The following is a 16157-nucleotide window of genomic DNA, read 5'->3' as shown; positions in this document are numbered from 1 at the left end:
TTGCAATGGCGGGTCCGGGATGCCGTTTTTGACCGGAAAAGCGCGAGAAAAACAAGGGTGCTGCGTGGCGAATGCGGGGCGACAAGGGTAAAAAGACGGGCTATGGAGCGCACATGGACCTGATCACGACTACCGCGGAGCTGGCTTCCGTCTGCGCCCGCCTCGCCAACTACCCCGTCATCACCGTCGACACGGAGTTCCTCCGCGAGACCACCTACTACCCCCTGCTCTGCGTGGTCCAGATGGCGAGCCCCGACGAGGCCGTGGTGGTCGATGCTCTCGCCGAGGGAATCGACCTGAAGCCCTTTTTCGACCTGATGTCGAACGAGCGCGTCCTGAAGGTCTTTCATGCCGCCCGCCAGGACATTGAAATTGTCTGGCACCAGGCTGGCATCATTCCGCATCCGATCTTCGATACGCAAGTGGCCGCCATGGTCCTGGGGTATGGCGATTCCATCGCCTATGACGCGCTGGTCGAGCGCGTCAACGGACACCGTCCGGACAAGACCCATCGTTTCACCGACTGGTCGCGCCGGCCGCTGACCAGGGACCAACTCGAATACGCGGTGGCGGACGTCACCCATCTCCGTGACGTGTTTGCCGCCCTCGATCCCGACCTCAAGAAACGCGGCCGCGGCGATTGGGTCAGCGAGGAGATGGAGGTTTTGACCTCGCCGAAAACCTACGACTTCCACCCCGAGCGCGCCTGGGAGCGGTTGAAGACCCGGGTTCGCAAGCCGAAGGATCTCGCTGTCCTGATGGAAGTAGCGGCCTGGCGCGAACAGGAAGCCCAGAGCCGGAATATTCCGCGATCGCGCGTACTGAAAGACGACGCCGTCGGCGATATCGCGATCCATGCACCCGCCAGCCAGGAGCGGCTGGCGACGCTGCGCTCGCTGCCAAAAGGTTTTGAAAAATCGCAGTGGGGCGCCGACATCGTCGCTGCGGTCCAGCGCGGCCTCGCCCGCGACCCGCGCGAGTTGCCCAGGATCGAGAAGCCGCGCAACAATTCCAACGGCGCCGCCACCGTGGAGCTTCTCAAGGTTCTCCTGCGCATGACCTCCGAGCGCCATGCCGTTGCCAGCAAGGTGATCGCGACCGTGGACGACCTCGAACAGATCGCCGCGGATGACGCGGCCGACGTCGGTGCGTTGCACGGCTGGCGGCGCGAACTGTTCGGCGAGGCCGCGCTCGCGCTAAAGCATGGTCGGCTGGCATTGGCGATCGAAAAGGGGCGCGTGGTGCGCGTGGATCGAACCTGAACGACTTCCGCCATCCTGTCAGAGTCTGATTCAACTTACATTGATATAGACTCTAACCCTGTTTCGATTGAGCATGATCTTATCCAAACCGGTTTCCACTTTTCGGGATCGTATCTAGATCTGCCGAATATCCGAAAAATTGAAATTCGAGTTTGACGGGTTTTCTCCAATCCGGATCGTGCTGTGGCTAACGAAGCGATACGGCGGCACCGGCAGGTTGTACGGTGCAGGCACGCCGCTGAAGACCCGCCCCGCAAGATCGTATTTCGATCCATGACACGGGCAGAAGTAGCCGCCGAGCCAGTCCGCCGCCGGATGGATGGCATTCGGGTCCGGGTAGTAAAGCGGGATGCAGCCGAGGTGAGTGCAGATCCCGACGAACACTCCGTATTCCGGCTTGGCTGAGCGGTGCCAGTTGCGCGCGTATTTCGGCTGCTGAAACTCGCTGGACTGAGGATCGGAAAGCCGGGCCAGCAGCTTCGGATCCTGAAGGGTCTTCAGCGCCGCATCGGAACGGTTGATGACCAGGATCGGATGATCGCGCCAGCGGACGATCACCTGCTGCCCCGGCTGGACTTGGGAAAGATCGAGTTCGACCGGACCGCCTGCTGCGAGCGTCGCCTTATCCGGCTCTAACTGCGAGATCATGGGTACGATCGCCGCGGCAACTCCAACGGTGCCGACGGCCGCGGTCGCGATATAGAGGAAATCGCGCCGGGTGGGACTGCCGTCCGAAGATTTTTTGATCCGCGCGCCGGAAGAGATATCGGTCATGGTTTGCTCCACGAAAACACTGGAGCCCCCGATGCCGGATAATGCTACGACGACAGCAGCACACCGACATCACGATAACCGGCACGATCCGAATTCGAACCGTCGGCGCGGTTCACAATGGTGAGACCGAGAATAAGGGTACGAGATTGTCAGCGCCGCACGATCGAACCCGAGCGACCGATGAAACGCGCCAGTTGCTTGAACCGACCGCCGACGCGATCCGCGACCAGATCGACCAGCCGGTGTTCGAACACAAGCTTCAGCTTGCGGCCGCTGCTCCTGAAATGCGTCGCGGGCAATACACCAGGCCTGGCCGCCGAGATCAGATGCGCGACGCGAAAGGCTGCGCCGAGAATGCGGGCTCTCTCGTTCATGGCAGGCGTCACCAGCTCGCGCACCACGAGGGACGGTTCGTTGACCTCATTCAACCCGGCATAACGGTAATACACCGACAGCGCGACGAAGGTCCGGCCTTGATGGTCGATGTCGCCGAAATTGCCGTTCATAATCAGATTGAGCGTCTGCTCGCCGCGATAGTCGGGATGGATGCGCCAGCCAATGTCCGAGAGTAGGCAGGCGGCGTGACGCAGCCGGCGATCGTCTTCGGCCTCCGGCAGCTTTCCGATCCGGATCAGCCGATCGGTCCATCCGATCAGTTCTTCGGCATGACGCGCCGAACGCGAGAGCAGGCCGTTCAGCGTTTGCGCGGCGCAGATCAATCCATCCCTGGACCGTTCGGCGGCGGGCAGCATCGAATAAAGCAGGCCCTCGCGGACGCCATAGGTCGAAAACACGATGGTCTTCGGCTTCGCGATCCGGATGATATATTCCAGCACAAGAGCGGCATAAGTCAGCAGTGGCTGCCGTGCCTCGGCGACCGCGTCGATATCCGCCAGCGTATCGGACGCCGCCAGACGACGCAGTCGCCTGGCGAAATCGAGCGCGTCGGCGGCGGGAATGGAATAGCCGTGCATGACGCGAAGCGGGTAGCCGCTCTGGATGATGTGAATCCGCGCCAGTGCCCGCCACGTTCCACCGACCGCATAGAAGGTGCGGCCCTCCCCGGCCTTGAGCGGCACGGCACCGGAAAGCTCGGTTTTCACGATACGCTCGGCGTGCTTCAACGATTTCTTCGATGCGTCCTGCAATGCGAGACTGCCCAGCGGCAGCGTCACTCCGCGACGGACGCGATGGCCGCGCACGTCGGTCAACTCCAGCGAACCGCCGCCCAGATCTCCGACGATTCCGTTCGGCTTGTGGACACTGGAAACCACGCCCAGCGCCGCCAGATGCGCCTCCTCCGAACCCGACAGGACATCCACCGGCACACGGCAGATGCGTTCCGCCTTGGCGATGAAATCCGCGCCGTTCGTGGCATCGCGGCAGGCGGCGGTTGCGATGGCATAAACGCGGCCGACCTTCATCACCCTGCACAGCGCATGAAAGCGTCGCAGCGATATCAGCGCCTTGTTGACCGCATCGGGCGCGAGCAGGCCGGTGGATTGCACCTCGCGGCCGAGCCCGCACAACGCCTTCTCATTGAAGATCGAGACGAGGCTCCGCTCCAACGTTTCATAAACGACAAGGCGGACGGAATTGGAGCCGATATCGATAACGGCGACGCTGGAGGCCGGCTTGCGCGGGCGCGGATATTTTTGCACAGGTCCCCTACGCCGGCGGCTGCCGCTCTGCGCGACGCGTGAGGCGGCGTGGCGAGGATTCCTTGAGCGACTTTCCACGGCCGGACAAACTCGGATTCGTCATGAAATAGTTGTGCAGGTTGAAGGGCTCCTCACCCTTCGCGACCTTCATACGCGTTGACGATCCATCCGGCAATAACTGCCAACTCTGTTCGGTATCCTTCAGATTCGCGACCATGATCTGCTCAAGAACCTGCTGATGCACCGTCACATTTTGCAACGGGCACAGCACTTCGACGCGCCGGTCGAGATTGCGCGGCATCATGTCCGCGGACGAGATATACACAGCGGCCTTCGGTCCGGGCATGTTCTGCCCCATTCCAAAACAGTAAATCCGGCCGTGTTCCAGAAAGCGGCCGATCACGGACTTGACGCGAATGTTTTCCGACAATCCGGGAACTCCGGGCCGCAGACAACAAATGCCGCGCACAATCAGCTCCACTGAGACGCCGGCCTGGGACGCTTCATACAGCGCATCGATGATATCGGGATCGACCAGCGCATTCATCTTCATCCAGATCGCGGCCGGCTTGCCGTGGCGCGCGAAACCGGCTTCGCCGCGAATGTGGTCGAGGATCCGGTTGCGCAAGGTCAGCGGCGACACCGCCATCTTCTCGATGTCCCTCGGCTCTGCGTAGCCCGTGATGTAATTGAACACGCGCGCCGCATCGCGGCCGATGATCGGATCCGACGTAAAATACGACAGGTCGGTATAGATGCGTGCGGTCACCGGGTGATAGTTGCCGGTACCGGTGTGAACATAGGTCGAGAGACTGCCGCCTTCCCGGCGTACCACCAGCGACAGCTTGGCGTGCGTCTTCAGTTCAAGGAAGCCGTAAACCACCTGCACGCCGGCGCGCTCGAGATCGCGCGCCCACCGGATGTTGGCTTCTTCATCGAACCGCGCCTTGATCTCAACGAGCGCCGTGACCGACTTGCCCGCCTCCGCGGCCTCCGCCAGCGCCCGCACGATCGGCGAGTTGTTGGATGTGCGATAGAGCGTCTGCTTGATCGCAACGACGTCAGGATCGCGCGCGGCCTGCTGCAGAAACTGCACGACGACGTCGAACGATTCATACGGATGATGAACGATCAGGTCCTTCTGCCGGATCGCAGCGAACACGTCGCCGCCGTGATCGCGCACGCGCTCGGGATGGCGCGGGACGTACGGCACGAATTCAAGGTCGGGCCGGTCGAGCCGTGTCAGTTGCGACAGCTCGTTCATGGCCAGGACGCCGTCCACCAGCAAGACTTCGTCGTCGGCCGCCGACAATGCGCGCTGAACGAATGCACGCAGCTCGGCCGGCATTGCAGCTTCGACCTCAAGCCGGATGACGGACCCGCGGCGGCGGCGCTTCAACGCGGTCTCGAACAGGCGAACCAGATCTTCCGCCTCTTCCTCGATCTCCAGCTCAGAGTCCCGGATGATGCGAAACGCGCCCTGCCCCTTGACCGTGTAGCCTGGAAACAGCCGGTCGATGAACAGGCTGGTGGCGCCTTCAAGCGTGATCAGCCTGACGGGGTCGTCCTTGCCGGCCGGCGGCAGCCGCAGAAACCGGTCGATCTTGCCGGGCATACGGATCAGCGCATTCATCGGCTTGCCGTCGGAGGTGCGCGCGAGCTGCAGCGCGATGGTGAAGCCAAGACTCGGAATGAATGGAAACGGATGGGCCGGATCGATAGCGAGCGGCGTCAGCAAGGGGAAGATATTGCGGAGAAAGTGGTCCGCGATCCACGTCCGCTCGGCCTTGGTGACGTCCTTACCGTCGATCAGGACGATGCCGACCTCAGTCAGCACGTGGCGCAGATCCCGCCAGATCGCCTGTTGATCGCTCGCGAGATTCGAGACGGTTTCGTTGATGAGAACGAGCTGCTCCGACGGCGTCAGCCCATCCGGACTACGCTCCGTGATCCCTTCCCGCACCTGCGCCTTGATGCCGGCGACACGGACCATAAAGAACTCGTCAAGGTTATTGGCGGAAATCGACAGGAAGCGGACGCGTTCGAGCGCGGGATGGCGGGGATTAACCGACTCTTCAAGCACCCGGCGATTGAAATTCAGCCAGGATAGCTCCCGGTTGATGAACCGTTCTGTGCTGGTCCGTATTGCGAAATCGGGTTCCGGACTCAGATTTTTCTCTTCAATAACAATAGCCTGAACTGATTCCATTGATATGTCGGTCCGTATCCTCATCGGGTCGCGCGGCAGCCGCAAACTTTGGGCCGGCTCGATGACGTTTCAATGACATTGATGTTCCCGAAGGCCGGCGCGTCAAGGGCGGCCGGCGGGATCGCTCAGTCGCGGTTCCGCAGCAATTCGGCGGCAAGCGCGCGCGTCACCGGCCTGCCAAGCCGCAGCGATTCGGCATCGAGCCTTTCGATGGCGTGGCGGGCGGCAGCAAACGAGCGCTCGGTCCGCGTTGCGATAAAATTGACGACCGTCTCGTCGATGGTCATCTGGCGGTCCGCACAGAACTTGATAATCAGCGCCCGGAGCAACTGATCGTCGGGCGGCATCAGCGTCACGACGGGCACCGCGCGAAGTCGCGACTGAAGGTCGCGCAACCCGATCTCGACGGCGGCCGGAGGCACCCGCGCCGTCATCAGGACGAACGCGCCGTCCTCGCGGGCGAGATTCATCAGGTGAAACAGCGCAAGCTCGTCGAAGGCTTGCGGGTTGAGGTCCTCAACGACGAGCGCCCCCGTCGCCAGCGCTCCCGGCACCGCCGCCGCAGTCAGGCCGTGCGCGCTTATGGAACGCGCGCCCGCCTGCTCCGTCCAGATCGTCGCAAGATGGCTCTTGCCGCAACCTTCAGGGCCGGCCAGCAGCATGACCCGGTTCGGCCATTCCGGCCAACTCTCGATCAGCGACAGCGCCGCCGCGTTCGCGGGACCTTCGAGAAAATCGTCCCGCGAAAGACTTTCCGCGTGGGGCAGCGCCAATGCGAGTTGACGGGGTCGGGGACGGCCTGCCACGCATCTACTCCTTGCCGGAACGAACTCGCGCCTGCCGTCGATATGGTCGTCAGCTTTGCTCGATGGTGCTCATGTGGCGCACCCACTCGACGACATAGAAGGCGACTGAAAGCAACGTCAAGACCGCGACGATCGCCATGAGAATAGCCTCGTAGGGCGAGGAATCGAATCCAAAGCCGAGCGCAGCCAGCACCAGCGCCGCGAACGCAACCTGCGCTCCCGTGTTGAGCTTCGAGACCATCAGCGGCTTCATGGGAATCGGTTTGTTGAATAACCACGACACGATCACGGCGCCGACGATCATGATGTCGCGTGAGACCACCAGGATGACAAGCCAGCGGGGAATGGCGCCCCAGATGCCGAGCGCCACAAAGATCGAGACCAGCAGCGCCTTATCGGCCAGGGGATCCAGAAGCGCTCCCAGTTCGCTCGCCATGTCGAAGCGCTTGGCGAGAAATCCGTCCACCGCATCGCTGACGCCGGCGATCACAAAGATCGCAAAAGCGATTTCCATCTGATTGGAGGCGATAGCCCAGACAATGATCGGCACCAGCAGAATACGGCCGAGTGTAATAATATTCGGAATACTCACGCGACGCTTCCCGCCTCCGGCCCGTTTCCGCGCAAGCGGCTCGGGGATTCGAGGCTTCCGCGGCCCGGATCAACCTCTTGTCTACATAGTATATGCTTGATGGGGCTTTGCGAGCCATTGCGCGAGTCCGGAATCCGACGTAACCAGCCGGAAAATTCTTCGGACGTTATTGCATGACCGATCGGAAGAGCGGCCTTACCTATGCAGACGCTGGCGTCGATATCGACGCCGGCAACCGGCTGGTTGACCTCATCAAGCCGATGGTGCGCGCCACCGCGCGCGCAGGCGCGGATGCCGAAATCGGCGGCTTCGGCGGACTGTTCGACCTCAAGGCGGCTGGTTTCACGGACCCGGTTCTGGTCGCGGCCAACGACGGCGTGGGAACCAAGGTCAAGATCGCAATCGAAACCGGAATGCACGACACCATCGGGATCGATCTCGTCGCCATGTCCGTCAACGATCTCGTCGTTCAAGGCGCGGAACCTCTGTTCTTCCTCGACTATTTTGCCTGCGGCAAGCTCGATCCCGAGGTTGCGTCGGCGATTGTGGCCGGCATCGCGGTAGGTTGCCGGGAGGCGGGTTGCGCCCTGATCGGCGGCGAAACGGCCGAAATGCCGGGTCTCTACAAGGACGGCGACTACGATCTGGCGGGTTTCGCAGTCGGCGCGGCCGAACGCGGCACCCTGCTGCCCGGCCGCGATATCGCCGCCGGCGATGCGGTGATCGGGTTAGCTTCGTCCGGGGTCCATTCCAACGGCTATTCACTAGTCCGGAAGATCGTCGAGGCTTCGGGGCTGGGCTTCAGCGCCCCTGCCCCATTTGCACCGGTCACCACGCTGGGCGGCGCGCTGCTGACGCCGACCCGGCTCTACGTCAAATCCTGTCTGCGCGCGATCCGCGAAACCGGCGCGGTGAAGGGGCTTGCCCACATCACCGGCGGCGGCTTCACCGAAAACATTCCCCGCGTACTGCCCAAACATCTCGGCATCCGCATCGACCTCTCCAGATTGACGATGCTGCCGGTGTTCAAATGGCTGGCAAAACAGGGCGGCATCGCCGAATTCGAATTGCTGCGAACCTTCAACTGCGGTGTCGGAATGATCGCGATCGTGCGGCGCGACGCGGTCGAGCAGGTCGTGGACGTGCTGACGCAGACCGGCGAAAGGGTTGCGTTGCTCGGTAGCGTTATCGAGGCCAGCGGCGACCGCGTCGTTTACGACAACCACCTCGATCTCGCGATATAAGGCAGGGTGAGACGATGAAGCGCGTCGCAATCCTGATTTCCGGGCGCGGATCGAACATGACGGCGCTGGTGGAAGCCGCAAAGGCCGAGGGTTTTCCGGCTGAAATCGCCGTCGTTATTTCCAACAAGGCCGGCGCGGAGGGCCTCGCCAGAGCCAAGGCGGCCGGCATCGACACCGTCGTCATCGAAAGCAAGCCGTTCGGCAAGGACCGCGCGGCGTTCGAAACCAAACTGCAATCGGCGTTGGACGACAAACGCATCGAGCTGATCTGCCTCGCCGGTTTCATGCGGCTGTTCACCGCCGAATTCGTCCAGCGCTGGCATGGACGGATGCTCAACATCCATCCGTCGCTGCTGCCGTCGTTTCCCGGCCTCGATCCTCACGGCCAGGCCTTGCGTGCCGGCGTGAAGATCTCCGGCGCCACCGTCCATTTCGTCATTGCGGAAACCGATGCCGGCCCCATTGTCATGCAGGGCGCGGTCGCCGTGCGAGGCGACGACACGGCGGAGACGCTGGCCGCGCGCGTGCTGGAGATCGAGCATCGCATCTACCCGGACGCGCTGCGGCTTGTCGCAAGCGGCGGCACACAACTGGATGACGATATCTGCCAGACGTCGGCAAATGCCAGTCCGGACGACAGCCTGATCTCGCCATCGGTGATCTGACCGGATCCGGACCGGACAAGAACGAATCCCCCGGCCTGCGACCGGGGGAGAACACGTTACGACGACCCGCACAATCGCGAGAACGTGACGAATTATGAGACCTTCAGATTTTCAGCGGAGGTCTTGCCGCGATTTTCGACCAGGTCGTATTCGATAACCTGATTTTCATTGAGAGTGCTGAGGCCAGCGCGCTCAACCGCAGAGATGTGAACGAATACGTCCCGGTCATCGGTCATCGGTTTGATGAATCCATACCCCTTCGTCGGGTTGAACCATTTGACGGTGCCCTTCTGCATCGTCTGTCTCCTGTCTGGATACAAAAAAGACGCGGCCACGCACCTCGCGCACCACGCCGCAAGCGGGCCTCCTGGTGTCTGCTGAACCTCCGCATAGCGAAACGCACAAACGAGCGGGCTCGGATCCGACTGCGCCAAGATTGCAACACGAAAATTACCTCTTAGCAAGTCATGACAAGTGATCGTGAAACTGACCGAATCCGCGGTTTCAAAACAACGACGCGGCGACCGCACCGGTTGATGATAAAGCGTTTCAACGCCTCGTGGCGGGGCGCGGCCGTTCCAACACCGCCGTCGCTTCGCTCGCCGATGTTCCAAACTATCCACATGTTTGAGCGCGTTCAGGACGTGGATTGCCGGGACGACGAATATCGATCTACCCGCTTCAGAAACGCTCTGCGCCCTGCATTCGATTGCGCCAGATCCAGCCGGCGATCAGCACGATCATCGTTCCCAGCACGGCACAGAAAATCTCGTCACCGGCTCCGCCGGCGGCGAATTGCGGCGCGATGCCGAATCGCGCCAGCACCGCATCCAGGAAGACGCCGGCGCCCGTGTCGAACAGCCCATGCAGTCGCGGCGCGACCGCCGGATCGGTCGCGATGACTTCGCCTGCGATCCAGCCCAGCAACGCCGCGCCGGCCCACACCAGAAAAGGCAGGCGTGTCAGCAGCATCATGATCAGCGCGGCACCTGCCACGATCAGCGGAACGCTGACGGCCAGTCCGATGACCAACAGCGGCACGCTGCCGTTCGCCGCGGCCGCGACCGCGATCACATTGTCCAGGCTCATGACGATGTCGGCGACAACCACGACCTGAACGGCGGTCCACAGATGCCGGGCCGCCGCGACCTCCCCGTCCTCTTTTTCCGGCACCAGCAATTTGGCGGCGATCACCAGCAACGCGAGCCCCCCGGCCAGCTTGAGGTAGGGCAACTCCATCAGGGTCGCGACGATCCCGGTAAAAACGATGCGGAGAACAACCGCGGCGGCGGCCCCAAACACCATGCCCCAAAGGCGCTGCGGCGGCGCCAGCCCGCGGCAGGCAAGCGCAATCACCAGCGCGTTGTCGCCGGACAACAGAACATTGATCCAGATGATCTTGCCGACGGCGAGCCAGAATGCCGGATGCTGCACCTCGCTCCGAAATTCAGCGAAGACCGATGTGATCGCCGCCAGATCGAAGATGTGCAGCAGCGAATCCAATGCCCGTCCGTCCCTCGCCTCGCCGCCTAGCCGACGATCTCGTTGCCCGAGAAGAACTGGGCGATTTCGACCGCAGCGGTCTCGGCCGCGTCCGATCCATGCACGGAGTTTTCACCGACCGACTTCGCATGGAGCTTGCGAATGGTGCCGTCGGCTGCCTTGGACGGGTCGGTCGCGCCCATGATGTCACGATGCTTGAGCACGGCGTTCTCGCCTTCGAGCACCTGCACCACCACGGGACCGGAAATCATGAACTCGACAAGCTCTCCGAAAAAGGGACGCGCCTTGTGCACGGCATAAAAGGTCTCGGCCTGCTCGCGGGTCATGCGGATGCGCTTTTGAGCCACGATCCGAAGCCCGGCCTTCTCGATCAGGGCGTTGATCGCGCCGGTCAGGTTTCGCGCGGTTGCGTCCGGCTTGAGAATCGAAAAGGTGCGTTCAATCGCCATGATATCGTCCTTGATGTAGCGGTCGTGGGAATTGCGGCGCTTATATCGGCGCGCACCATCGACGGCAAGCATGGCCGGCGCGCGGACGCCAAGCCAAAAGCCTTTGCGGGGCCAATGCGGGGAGCAACACGCGCCGGGGATCACGCGGCGCCGAAAATCCGTTAATTTTCGTGCAATATGGTGACGACAAGGGATAACAAAGCGCGCCCGCGAATGCGTTTTTCACAACGCATGGATGGCGAAGCTGCTATAAGCCCTCCGCATTGCGATGAAGGAACAGGCCTCGATAGATGAGTGGATTCAAGGAGCCCGGCTTCGCTGACCGCCAAAAGGCGGCGCTTGAGGCCCGGAAAAGTATTCTCGACAAGTTTCGCGCGAAGCCCGGCCCCGACGACCCCGCCGTGAAGCAAAGGCAGGCCGAACGCGAGGCCTTGGCGGCTGCCCGCGACAAGACGCGGCAGGCCCGCGAGACCGAGAAGGCCGCGCGAAAAGCCCGCGAGGCGGAGGCCGCTGCCAGCGCCGCCGCGCAGCTCGCCCGGGAAAAGGAAGAAGCCGCAGCAGCCGAGGCCGCGCTCGAGGTCGAACGCAAGGCGGCGCGCGATGCCCGCTATGCCGCCAGAAAAGAGCGGAAGAAATAGCCGGCGATACAACGGACGTTGGTCATGTCGACGTTTGCACCAGTCCGGCTGAAACGGCAGCGGCGGGCTCGATGTCGGCGAGTTCGACGCCCTCCTGCACGATATCGCCGACCTTGCATTTGAGCTCTTTCAGCCTGCCGGCGTAGGGCGCGCGCAACGTCTGCTCCATCTTCATCACTTCCAGCGTGAGGATGGGTGCGCCCTTCTCCAGCACCGCGCCCTCCTCCGCGAGCAGCGCGACCACGATGCCGGGCAATGGCGCGACAATGCGATCTTCGCCGGCCTGCTCCTCGTCGTCTCCACCGAAGGGATCGGCCAAGTGCAGTTCGAACCGGCCGTTGCGCGTCCGCAAGTACAGGTCGCGCCCCTGGACGACGGAGACAACGTGGCTTCGCATTCCGTCCAGCGAGAGCACAAGGCCTCCGGCGTCGTCCAGCGCGTATGAGAATGCGAGGTCCCGCTCCCCGATCCGGATTTGGTCCGGCCCGTTGCCATAGGCGAACGTGACCTTGTGCTCGGTCTGGCCCGTACGGAATGCGAACCGCCGCTGACGACGGCCAACCGGCATCCATCCGGCGGTTTGCCAGGGCGATGCCGCGTCCGGTCGGGACGCCTTGCTTTCCGTTTGCAGGATCGCGGCGACGGCGGCGACAAGCTCGGTCTCGCCCGGCACGGCCGGCGTCCCGGTCAGGTCTTTCAGGTGTTGCTCGATAAAGCCGGTGTCGATCGCGTTGGCGCGCACCTCGGGGTGCGTCACCAACGCGGACAGGAACGGAATGTTGGTAATCACGCCGCGGACATCGGTCTCTTGCAGGGCGCGGTCGAGCCGGCCGATCGCGGCCTCGCGTGTCGGAGCCCACGCGATCACCTTGGCGAGCATGGCGTCGTAGTTCGGCGAGACCGTATCGCCCTCGCGGTAGCCGGAATCGATGCGCAAGCCGTCGACCTCGGGCGGCGTCCGCCAGGTCCTGATACGACCGACAGACGGCATGAAGTTCTTGTTCGGGTTTTCAGCGTAGACGCGTGCCTCGATGGCGTGGCCGTTCAGTCTGATCTGATCCTGCGTCAGCGGCAGCTTTTCGCCGAAAGCGACGCGGAGTTGCCATTCGACGAGATTGACGCCAGTGATGAGTTCGGTCACGGGATGCTCGACCTGCAAGCGGGTGTTCATTTCGATGAAGAACACGTCATTGCCGTCGGACACGAACTCGACGGTGCCCGCGCCGACATAGTTCACCGCGCCGGCCGCCTTGCGCGCTGCTGCGCAGACGGCCTCGCGTCCCGCTGCATCGAGCGTCGGCGACGGGGCCTCCTCGACCACCTTCTGGTGCCGCCGCTGCAGCGTGCATTCGCGCTCGAACAGCGACAGCAGATTGCCGTGGCTGTCGCCGATCACCTGCACCTCGATGTGCCGGGGATTGTCGACGTATTTTTCGATCAGCATCCGGTCGTCGCCGAACGCCGCCATGGCCTCGCGCCTGGCGCTGACGATGGCCGGAGCAAGCTCCGCCGCCGACCGCACGATCCGCATACCGCGGCCGCCGCCGCCGGCGGATGCTTTCACCAGCACCGGATAGCCGATCCGATCTGCCGCACCTTGCAGCGTGGCGTCGTCCTGCGCCTCGCCGTGATAGCCCGCCACCAGCGGCACGCCCGCCTTTTCCATCAGCGCCTTGGCGCGCGACTTCGAGCCCATCGCGGTCATCATGGTAGCGGTCGGACCGACAAACACGAGGCCAGCATCGGCACAGGCCTGTGCGAAGGCGGCATTCTCGGACAAAAATCCGTAGCCGGGATGGATGCCTTCCGCGCCGCTCCGACGGGCGGCAGCGATCACTTTGTCGACATCGAGATAGCTGTCGCGGGCGGGCGCAGGTCCGAGCAGCACGGCATCGTCGGCCATGCCGACGTGCAGCGCGTCGCGATCGGCTTCTGAGTAGACGGCAACGGTATGCAGGCCCATGGCGCGGGCGGAACGGATCACGCGGCAGGCGATCTCGCCGCGATTGGCGATCAGGAGCGTCTGGAAACGGCGGTACTGCGGACGCTTGGCCATGGTCACATCCTGAACAGGCCAAATGTCGTCGGCTCGATCGGCGCGTTCGCTGCCGCCGACAATCCGAGCCCCAGCACGAGGCGGGTGTCGGCGGGATCGATCACCCCGTCGTCCCACAGCCGCGCGGTGGCGTAATAGGGATTGCCCTGGCTCTCGTATTGTGCGCGGATCGGCGCCTGGAATTCGCGCTCCTCCTCCGCGGACCATGTGCCGCCTTTGGCTTCGATGCTCTCCCGCCGCAGCGTGCTCAGCACCGTCGCGGCCTGCTCGCCGCCCATTACGGCAATCCGCGCGTTCGGCCACATCCACAAAAATCGTGGAGAGTAAGCGCGGCCGCACATGCCGTAATTGCCCGCGCCGTAGGAACCGCCGATCACCACGGTAAACTTCGGCACGGCAGCGGTCGCAACCGCCGTGACCAGCTTGGCGCCGTCGCGCGCGATGCCGCCTGCCTCGTACTTTTTGCCGACCATGAAGCCGGTGATGTTCTGCAGGAACACCAGCGGAATGTTTCGCTGGCAGCATAGCTCGATGAAATGCACGCCCTTCAGCGAGCTTTCGCTGAACAGGATGCCGTTGTTGGCGATAACGCCGACCGGATAGCCCCAGATATGGGCGAAACCGCAAACCAGCGTCTGGCCGTAAAGCTTCTTGAATTCATCGAACTCGGAGCCGTCGACGATGCGCGCGATGATGTCGCGCACCTCGAACGGCTTGCGACCGTCCGCCGGTACCACGCCGTAGATTTCGTCTCTCGCGAACAGCGGCTCACGCGGCGCACGCATATTCAGCAACGCGCGCTGCGGCGGTTTCAGAGCGGAAACGATGCGGCGCGCGATCCCGATCGCATGGGCATCGTTCTGCGCATAGTGATCGGTGACGCCCGACTGCCGCGAATGCACATCGGCGCCGCCGAGTTCTTCGGCGGTAACGACCTCACCCGTGGCGGCCTTCACCAGCGGCGGACCGCCGAGAAAGATCGTACCCTGATTGCGGACGATGATGCTCTCGTCCGACATCGCCGGCACGTAGGCGCCGCCCGCGGTGCATGATCCCATGACGATCGCGATCTGCGGAATGCCTAGCGCCGACATGTTGGCCTGGTTGTAGAAGATGCGGCCGAAGTGGCGCTCGTCCGGAAAGATCTCGTCCTGCTGCGGCAGGAAGGCGCCGCCGGAATCCACCATGTAGATGCAGGGCAGATTGTTCTGCCGCGCGATATCCTGCGCCCGCAGATGCTTCTTCACGGTCATGGGATAGTAGGTGCCGCCTTTGATGGTGGCATCGTTGGCGACGATCACGCATTCGCGGCCGGAGACGCGTCCGACACCCGTGATGATGCTCGCGGAATGGATATCGCCGCCGTACATGCCGTTCGCCGCCAGCGGCGACAGTTCGAGAAACGCGGTGCCGGGATCGAGCAGCAGATCGACGCGGTCGCGGGCCAGCATCTTGCCGCGCGACGTATGGCGGGCGCGCGCTGTCCCGCCGCCTCCGCCCGCGACGCTCGCGAGCTTGTCGCGCAGTTCGTTGACGAGAGTCTTCATCGCCTCGGTGTTGCGCGCAAAATCGGAGGATGTGGGATCGACACCGGAACGAAGCGCCATGACAGTCCAGGATGGTTGGCAGGCGTTGACTCTCACGCCCGCAATCCCGGCCTAGGGTGCCCCGCCCTCCCCGGCAAGGTCAACCGTGGTTCGGCGCTTCCTCCCGGCAGCCGGCCTCGCGCGCTAAGGCGGGATGAAATTTGATTGAACCGTCATGCCCGGCTCTATGCCGGGCATCCACGCTTGAAACCCGGCAATGACGGGTAGTCTAATGCGTCCAGGGTTCGCTGCGGCGAAAGGCAAAATTGTCGGCGTAGGCGGCCTTTCTCGCCACCTTTACCGTCGGCTCGATCACCTCATAGGGAATGCCCTCGCGCTCGCAATAGGCGATCGCATCCTCCCTGGTCTCGAAGCGAAGCGTGATCTGCTGTTTCATGTCGCCGGAACTGGTCCAGCCCATCAGCGGCTCGATCACTCGCGCCTGCTCGGGCTCGTAGTCCAGTTGCCATTCCTTGGTCTGAGCGACCCCCGATTGCATCGCGTTTTTAGCGGGCTTGAAGATACGTGCTGTCATGGATCGCTGTGACCTGCTGCTATGCGAACTTGCGCCGATCTGTTTGAAACCGGCGCTTTTTCCGAAAAACTCGCCGGTCTGGAATTCGACCTGCGTATCCGTCGGCAGAAGCGCCTAACGCCCTGCTGAATATAATCTTTATGTTGCGACATGACAATCTCATGTTCCGCGCCAGCA

The 16157-nt window shown here is 62.9% G+C and carries 15 protein-coding genes; 4 read left to right on the top strand and 11 right to left on the bottom strand.

Going from position 1 to position 16157, the window contains the following annotated elements:
* The first annotated feature begins 113 nt into the window (after positions 1 to 113).
* Positions 114 to 1262 carry a ribonuclease D gene (gene rnd, locus V4R08_RS04240; protein WP_335578191.1) on the top strand — a complete coding sequence of 383 codons (1149 nt, stop codon included), beginning with the start codon at positions 114 to 116 and terminating at the stop codon, positions 1260 to 1262.
* 114 nt (positions 1263 to 1376) lie between these two features.
* Here the strand turns inward: rnd and petA are convergent, their stop codons facing one another.
* The 5 genes from petA to V4R08_RS04215 all read right to left on the bottom strand — a co-directional run bounded on the left by petA (position 1377) and on the right by V4R08_RS04215 (position 7304).
* Positions 1377 to 2036, bottom strand: coding sequence for a ubiquinol-cytochrome c reductase iron-sulfur subunit (petA, locus tag V4R08_RS04235; RefSeq protein ID WP_335578190.1), 660 nt, complete (start codon positions 2034 to 2036; stop codon positions 1377 to 1379).
* Between the two features lie 149 nt (positions 2037 to 2185).
* Entirely contained in the window at positions 2186 to 3697 is a 1512-nt protein-coding gene (gene ppx / locus V4R08_RS04230; protein WP_335578189.1) for an exopolyphosphatase, read from the bottom strand.
* Positions 3698 to 3704: 7 nt separating this feature from the next.
* The gene (locus V4R08_RS04225) at positions 3705 to 5906 is read right to left on the bottom strand and encodes an RNA degradosome polyphosphate kinase (protein WP_335578188.1); all 2202 of its coding nucleotides are present in this window, start codon (positions 5904 to 5906) and stop codon (positions 3705 to 3707) included.
* A 125-nt stretch (positions 5907 to 6031) separates the two neighbouring features.
* Complete coding sequence (locus tag V4R08_RS04220) at positions 6032 to 6712, bottom strand: P-loop NTPase family protein (RefSeq protein WP_335578187.1); 681 nt, start codon at positions 6710 to 6712, stop codon at positions 6032 to 6034.
* A gap of 49 nt (positions 6713 to 6761) precedes the next feature.
* On the bottom strand, positions 6762 to 7304 hold the full coding sequence (locus V4R08_RS04215; protein WP_335578186.1) for a CDP-alcohol phosphatidyltransferase family protein: 543 nt from the start codon (positions 7302 to 7304) through the stop codon (positions 6762 to 6764).
* 173 nt (positions 7305 to 7477) lie between these two features.
* Here V4R08_RS04215 and purM point away from each other — a divergent pair, with 173 nt between their 5' ends.
* Positions 7478 to 8548 (top strand): phosphoribosylformylglycinamidine cyclo-ligase, encoded by a 1071-nt coding sequence (purM, locus tag V4R08_RS04210; RefSeq protein ID WP_335578185.1) that lies wholly within the window; start codon positions 7478 to 7480, stop codon positions 8546 to 8548.
* A gap of 14 nt (positions 8549 to 8562) precedes the next feature.
* Positions 8563 to 9213: a phosphoribosylglycinamide formyltransferase gene (gene purN / locus V4R08_RS04205; protein ID WP_335578184.1), complete on the top strand. Its 651-nt coding sequence runs from the start codon at positions 8563 to 8565 to the stop codon at positions 9211 to 9213.
* A 92-nt stretch (positions 9214 to 9305) separates the two neighbouring features.
* Here the strand turns inward: purN and V4R08_RS04200 are convergent, their stop codons facing one another.
* The 3 genes from V4R08_RS04200 to ndk all read right to left on the bottom strand — a co-directional run bounded on the left by V4R08_RS04200 (position 9306) and on the right by ndk (position 11165).
* Positions 9306 to 9509, bottom strand: coding sequence for a cold-shock protein (locus V4R08_RS04200; protein ID WP_335578183.1), 204 nt, complete (start codon positions 9507 to 9509; stop codon positions 9306 to 9308).
* A 385-nt stretch (positions 9510 to 9894) separates the two neighbouring features.
* Complete coding sequence (locus tag V4R08_RS04195) at positions 9895 to 10716, bottom strand: YjbE family putative metal transport protein (RefSeq protein WP_335578182.1); 822 nt, start codon at positions 10714 to 10716, stop codon at positions 9895 to 9897.
* 26 nt (positions 10717 to 10742) lie between these two features.
* Positions 10743 to 11165 (bottom strand): nucleoside-diphosphate kinase, encoded by a 423-nt coding sequence (gene ndk, locus V4R08_RS04190; RefSeq protein ID WP_335580177.1) that lies wholly within the window; start codon positions 11163 to 11165, stop codon positions 10743 to 10745.
* A gap of 290 nt (positions 11166 to 11455) precedes the next feature.
* Here ndk and V4R08_RS04185 point away from each other — a divergent pair, with 290 nt between their 5' ends.
* Positions 11456 to 11803: a DUF6481 family protein gene (locus tag V4R08_RS04185; RefSeq protein ID WP_335578181.1), complete on the top strand. Its 348-nt coding sequence runs from the start codon at positions 11456 to 11458 to the stop codon at positions 11801 to 11803.
* Between the two features lie 22 nt (positions 11804 to 11825).
* On the opposite strand, the gene V4R08_RS04180 is transcribed toward V4R08_RS04185, so the two are convergent.
* The 3 genes from V4R08_RS04180 to V4R08_RS04170 all read right to left on the bottom strand — a co-directional run bounded on the left by V4R08_RS04180 (position 11826) and on the right by V4R08_RS04170 (position 15980).
* The gene (locus V4R08_RS04180) at positions 11826 to 13859 is read right to left on the bottom strand and encodes an acetyl/propionyl/methylcrotonyl-CoA carboxylase subunit alpha (protein WP_335578180.1); all 2034 of its coding nucleotides are present in this window, start codon (positions 13857 to 13859) and stop codon (positions 11826 to 11828) included.
* A gap of 2 nt (positions 13860 to 13861) precedes the next feature.
* Positions 13862 to 15466: a carboxyl transferase domain-containing protein gene (locus V4R08_RS04175; protein WP_335578179.1), complete on the bottom strand. Its 1605-nt coding sequence runs from the start codon at positions 15464 to 15466 to the stop codon at positions 13862 to 13864.
* A 208-nt stretch (positions 15467 to 15674) separates the two neighbouring features.
* The gene (locus V4R08_RS04170) at positions 15675 to 15980 is read right to left on the bottom strand and encodes an ETC complex I subunit (RefSeq protein ID WP_335578178.1); all 306 of its coding nucleotides are present in this window, start codon (positions 15978 to 15980) and stop codon (positions 15675 to 15677) included.
* Positions 15981 to 16157: the final 177 nt, after the last annotated feature.

Source organism: Nitrobacter sp. NHB1, from assembly GCF_036964665.1.
In the GTDB taxonomy this organism is placed as follows: domain Bacteria; phylum Pseudomonadota; class Alphaproteobacteria; order Rhizobiales; family Xanthobacteraceae; genus Nitrobacter.
This window is presented reverse-complemented; position numbering and strand designations above follow the sequence as displayed.

Coding starts and splice junctions, on each gene's coding strand:
- rnd (WP_335578191.1), top strand. CDS start 114: ATGGACCTGATCACGACTACCGCGGAGCTGGCTTCCGTCTGCGCCCGC.
- petA (WP_335578190.1), bottom strand. CDS start 2,036: ATGACCGATATCTCTTCCGGCGCGCGGATCAAAAAATCTTCGGACGGC.
- V4R08_RS04225 (WP_335578188.1), bottom strand. CDS start 5,906: ATGGAATCAGTTCAGGCTATTGTTATTGAAGAGAAAAATCTGAGTCCG.
- purM (WP_335578185.1), top strand. CDS start 7,478: ATGACCGATCGGAAGAGCGGCCTTACCTATGCAGACGCTGGCGTCGAT.
- purN (WP_335578184.1), top strand. CDS start 8,563: ATGAAGCGCGTCGCAATCCTGATTTCCGGGCGCGGATCGAACATGACG.
- V4R08_RS04200 (WP_335578183.1), bottom strand. CDS start 9,509: ATGCAGAAGGGCACCGTCAAATGGTTCAACCCGACGAAGGGGTATGGA.
- ndk (WP_335580177.1), bottom strand. CDS start 11,165: ATGGCGATTGAACGCACCTTTTCGATTCTCAAGCCGGACGCAACCGCG.
- V4R08_RS04185 (WP_335578181.1), top strand. CDS start 11,456: ATGAGTGGATTCAAGGAGCCCGGCTTCGCTGACCGCCAAAAGGCGGCG.
- V4R08_RS04180 (WP_335578180.1), bottom strand. CDS start 13,859: ATGGCCAAGCGTCCGCAGTACCGCCGTTTCCAGACGCTCCTGATCGCC.
- V4R08_RS04175 (WP_335578179.1), bottom strand. CDS start 15,466: ATGGCGCTTCGTTCCGGTGTCGATCCCACATCCTCCGATTTTGCGCGC.
- V4R08_RS04170 (WP_335578178.1), bottom strand. CDS start 15,980: ATGACAGCACGTATCTTCAAGCCCGCTAAAAACGCGATGCAATCGGGG.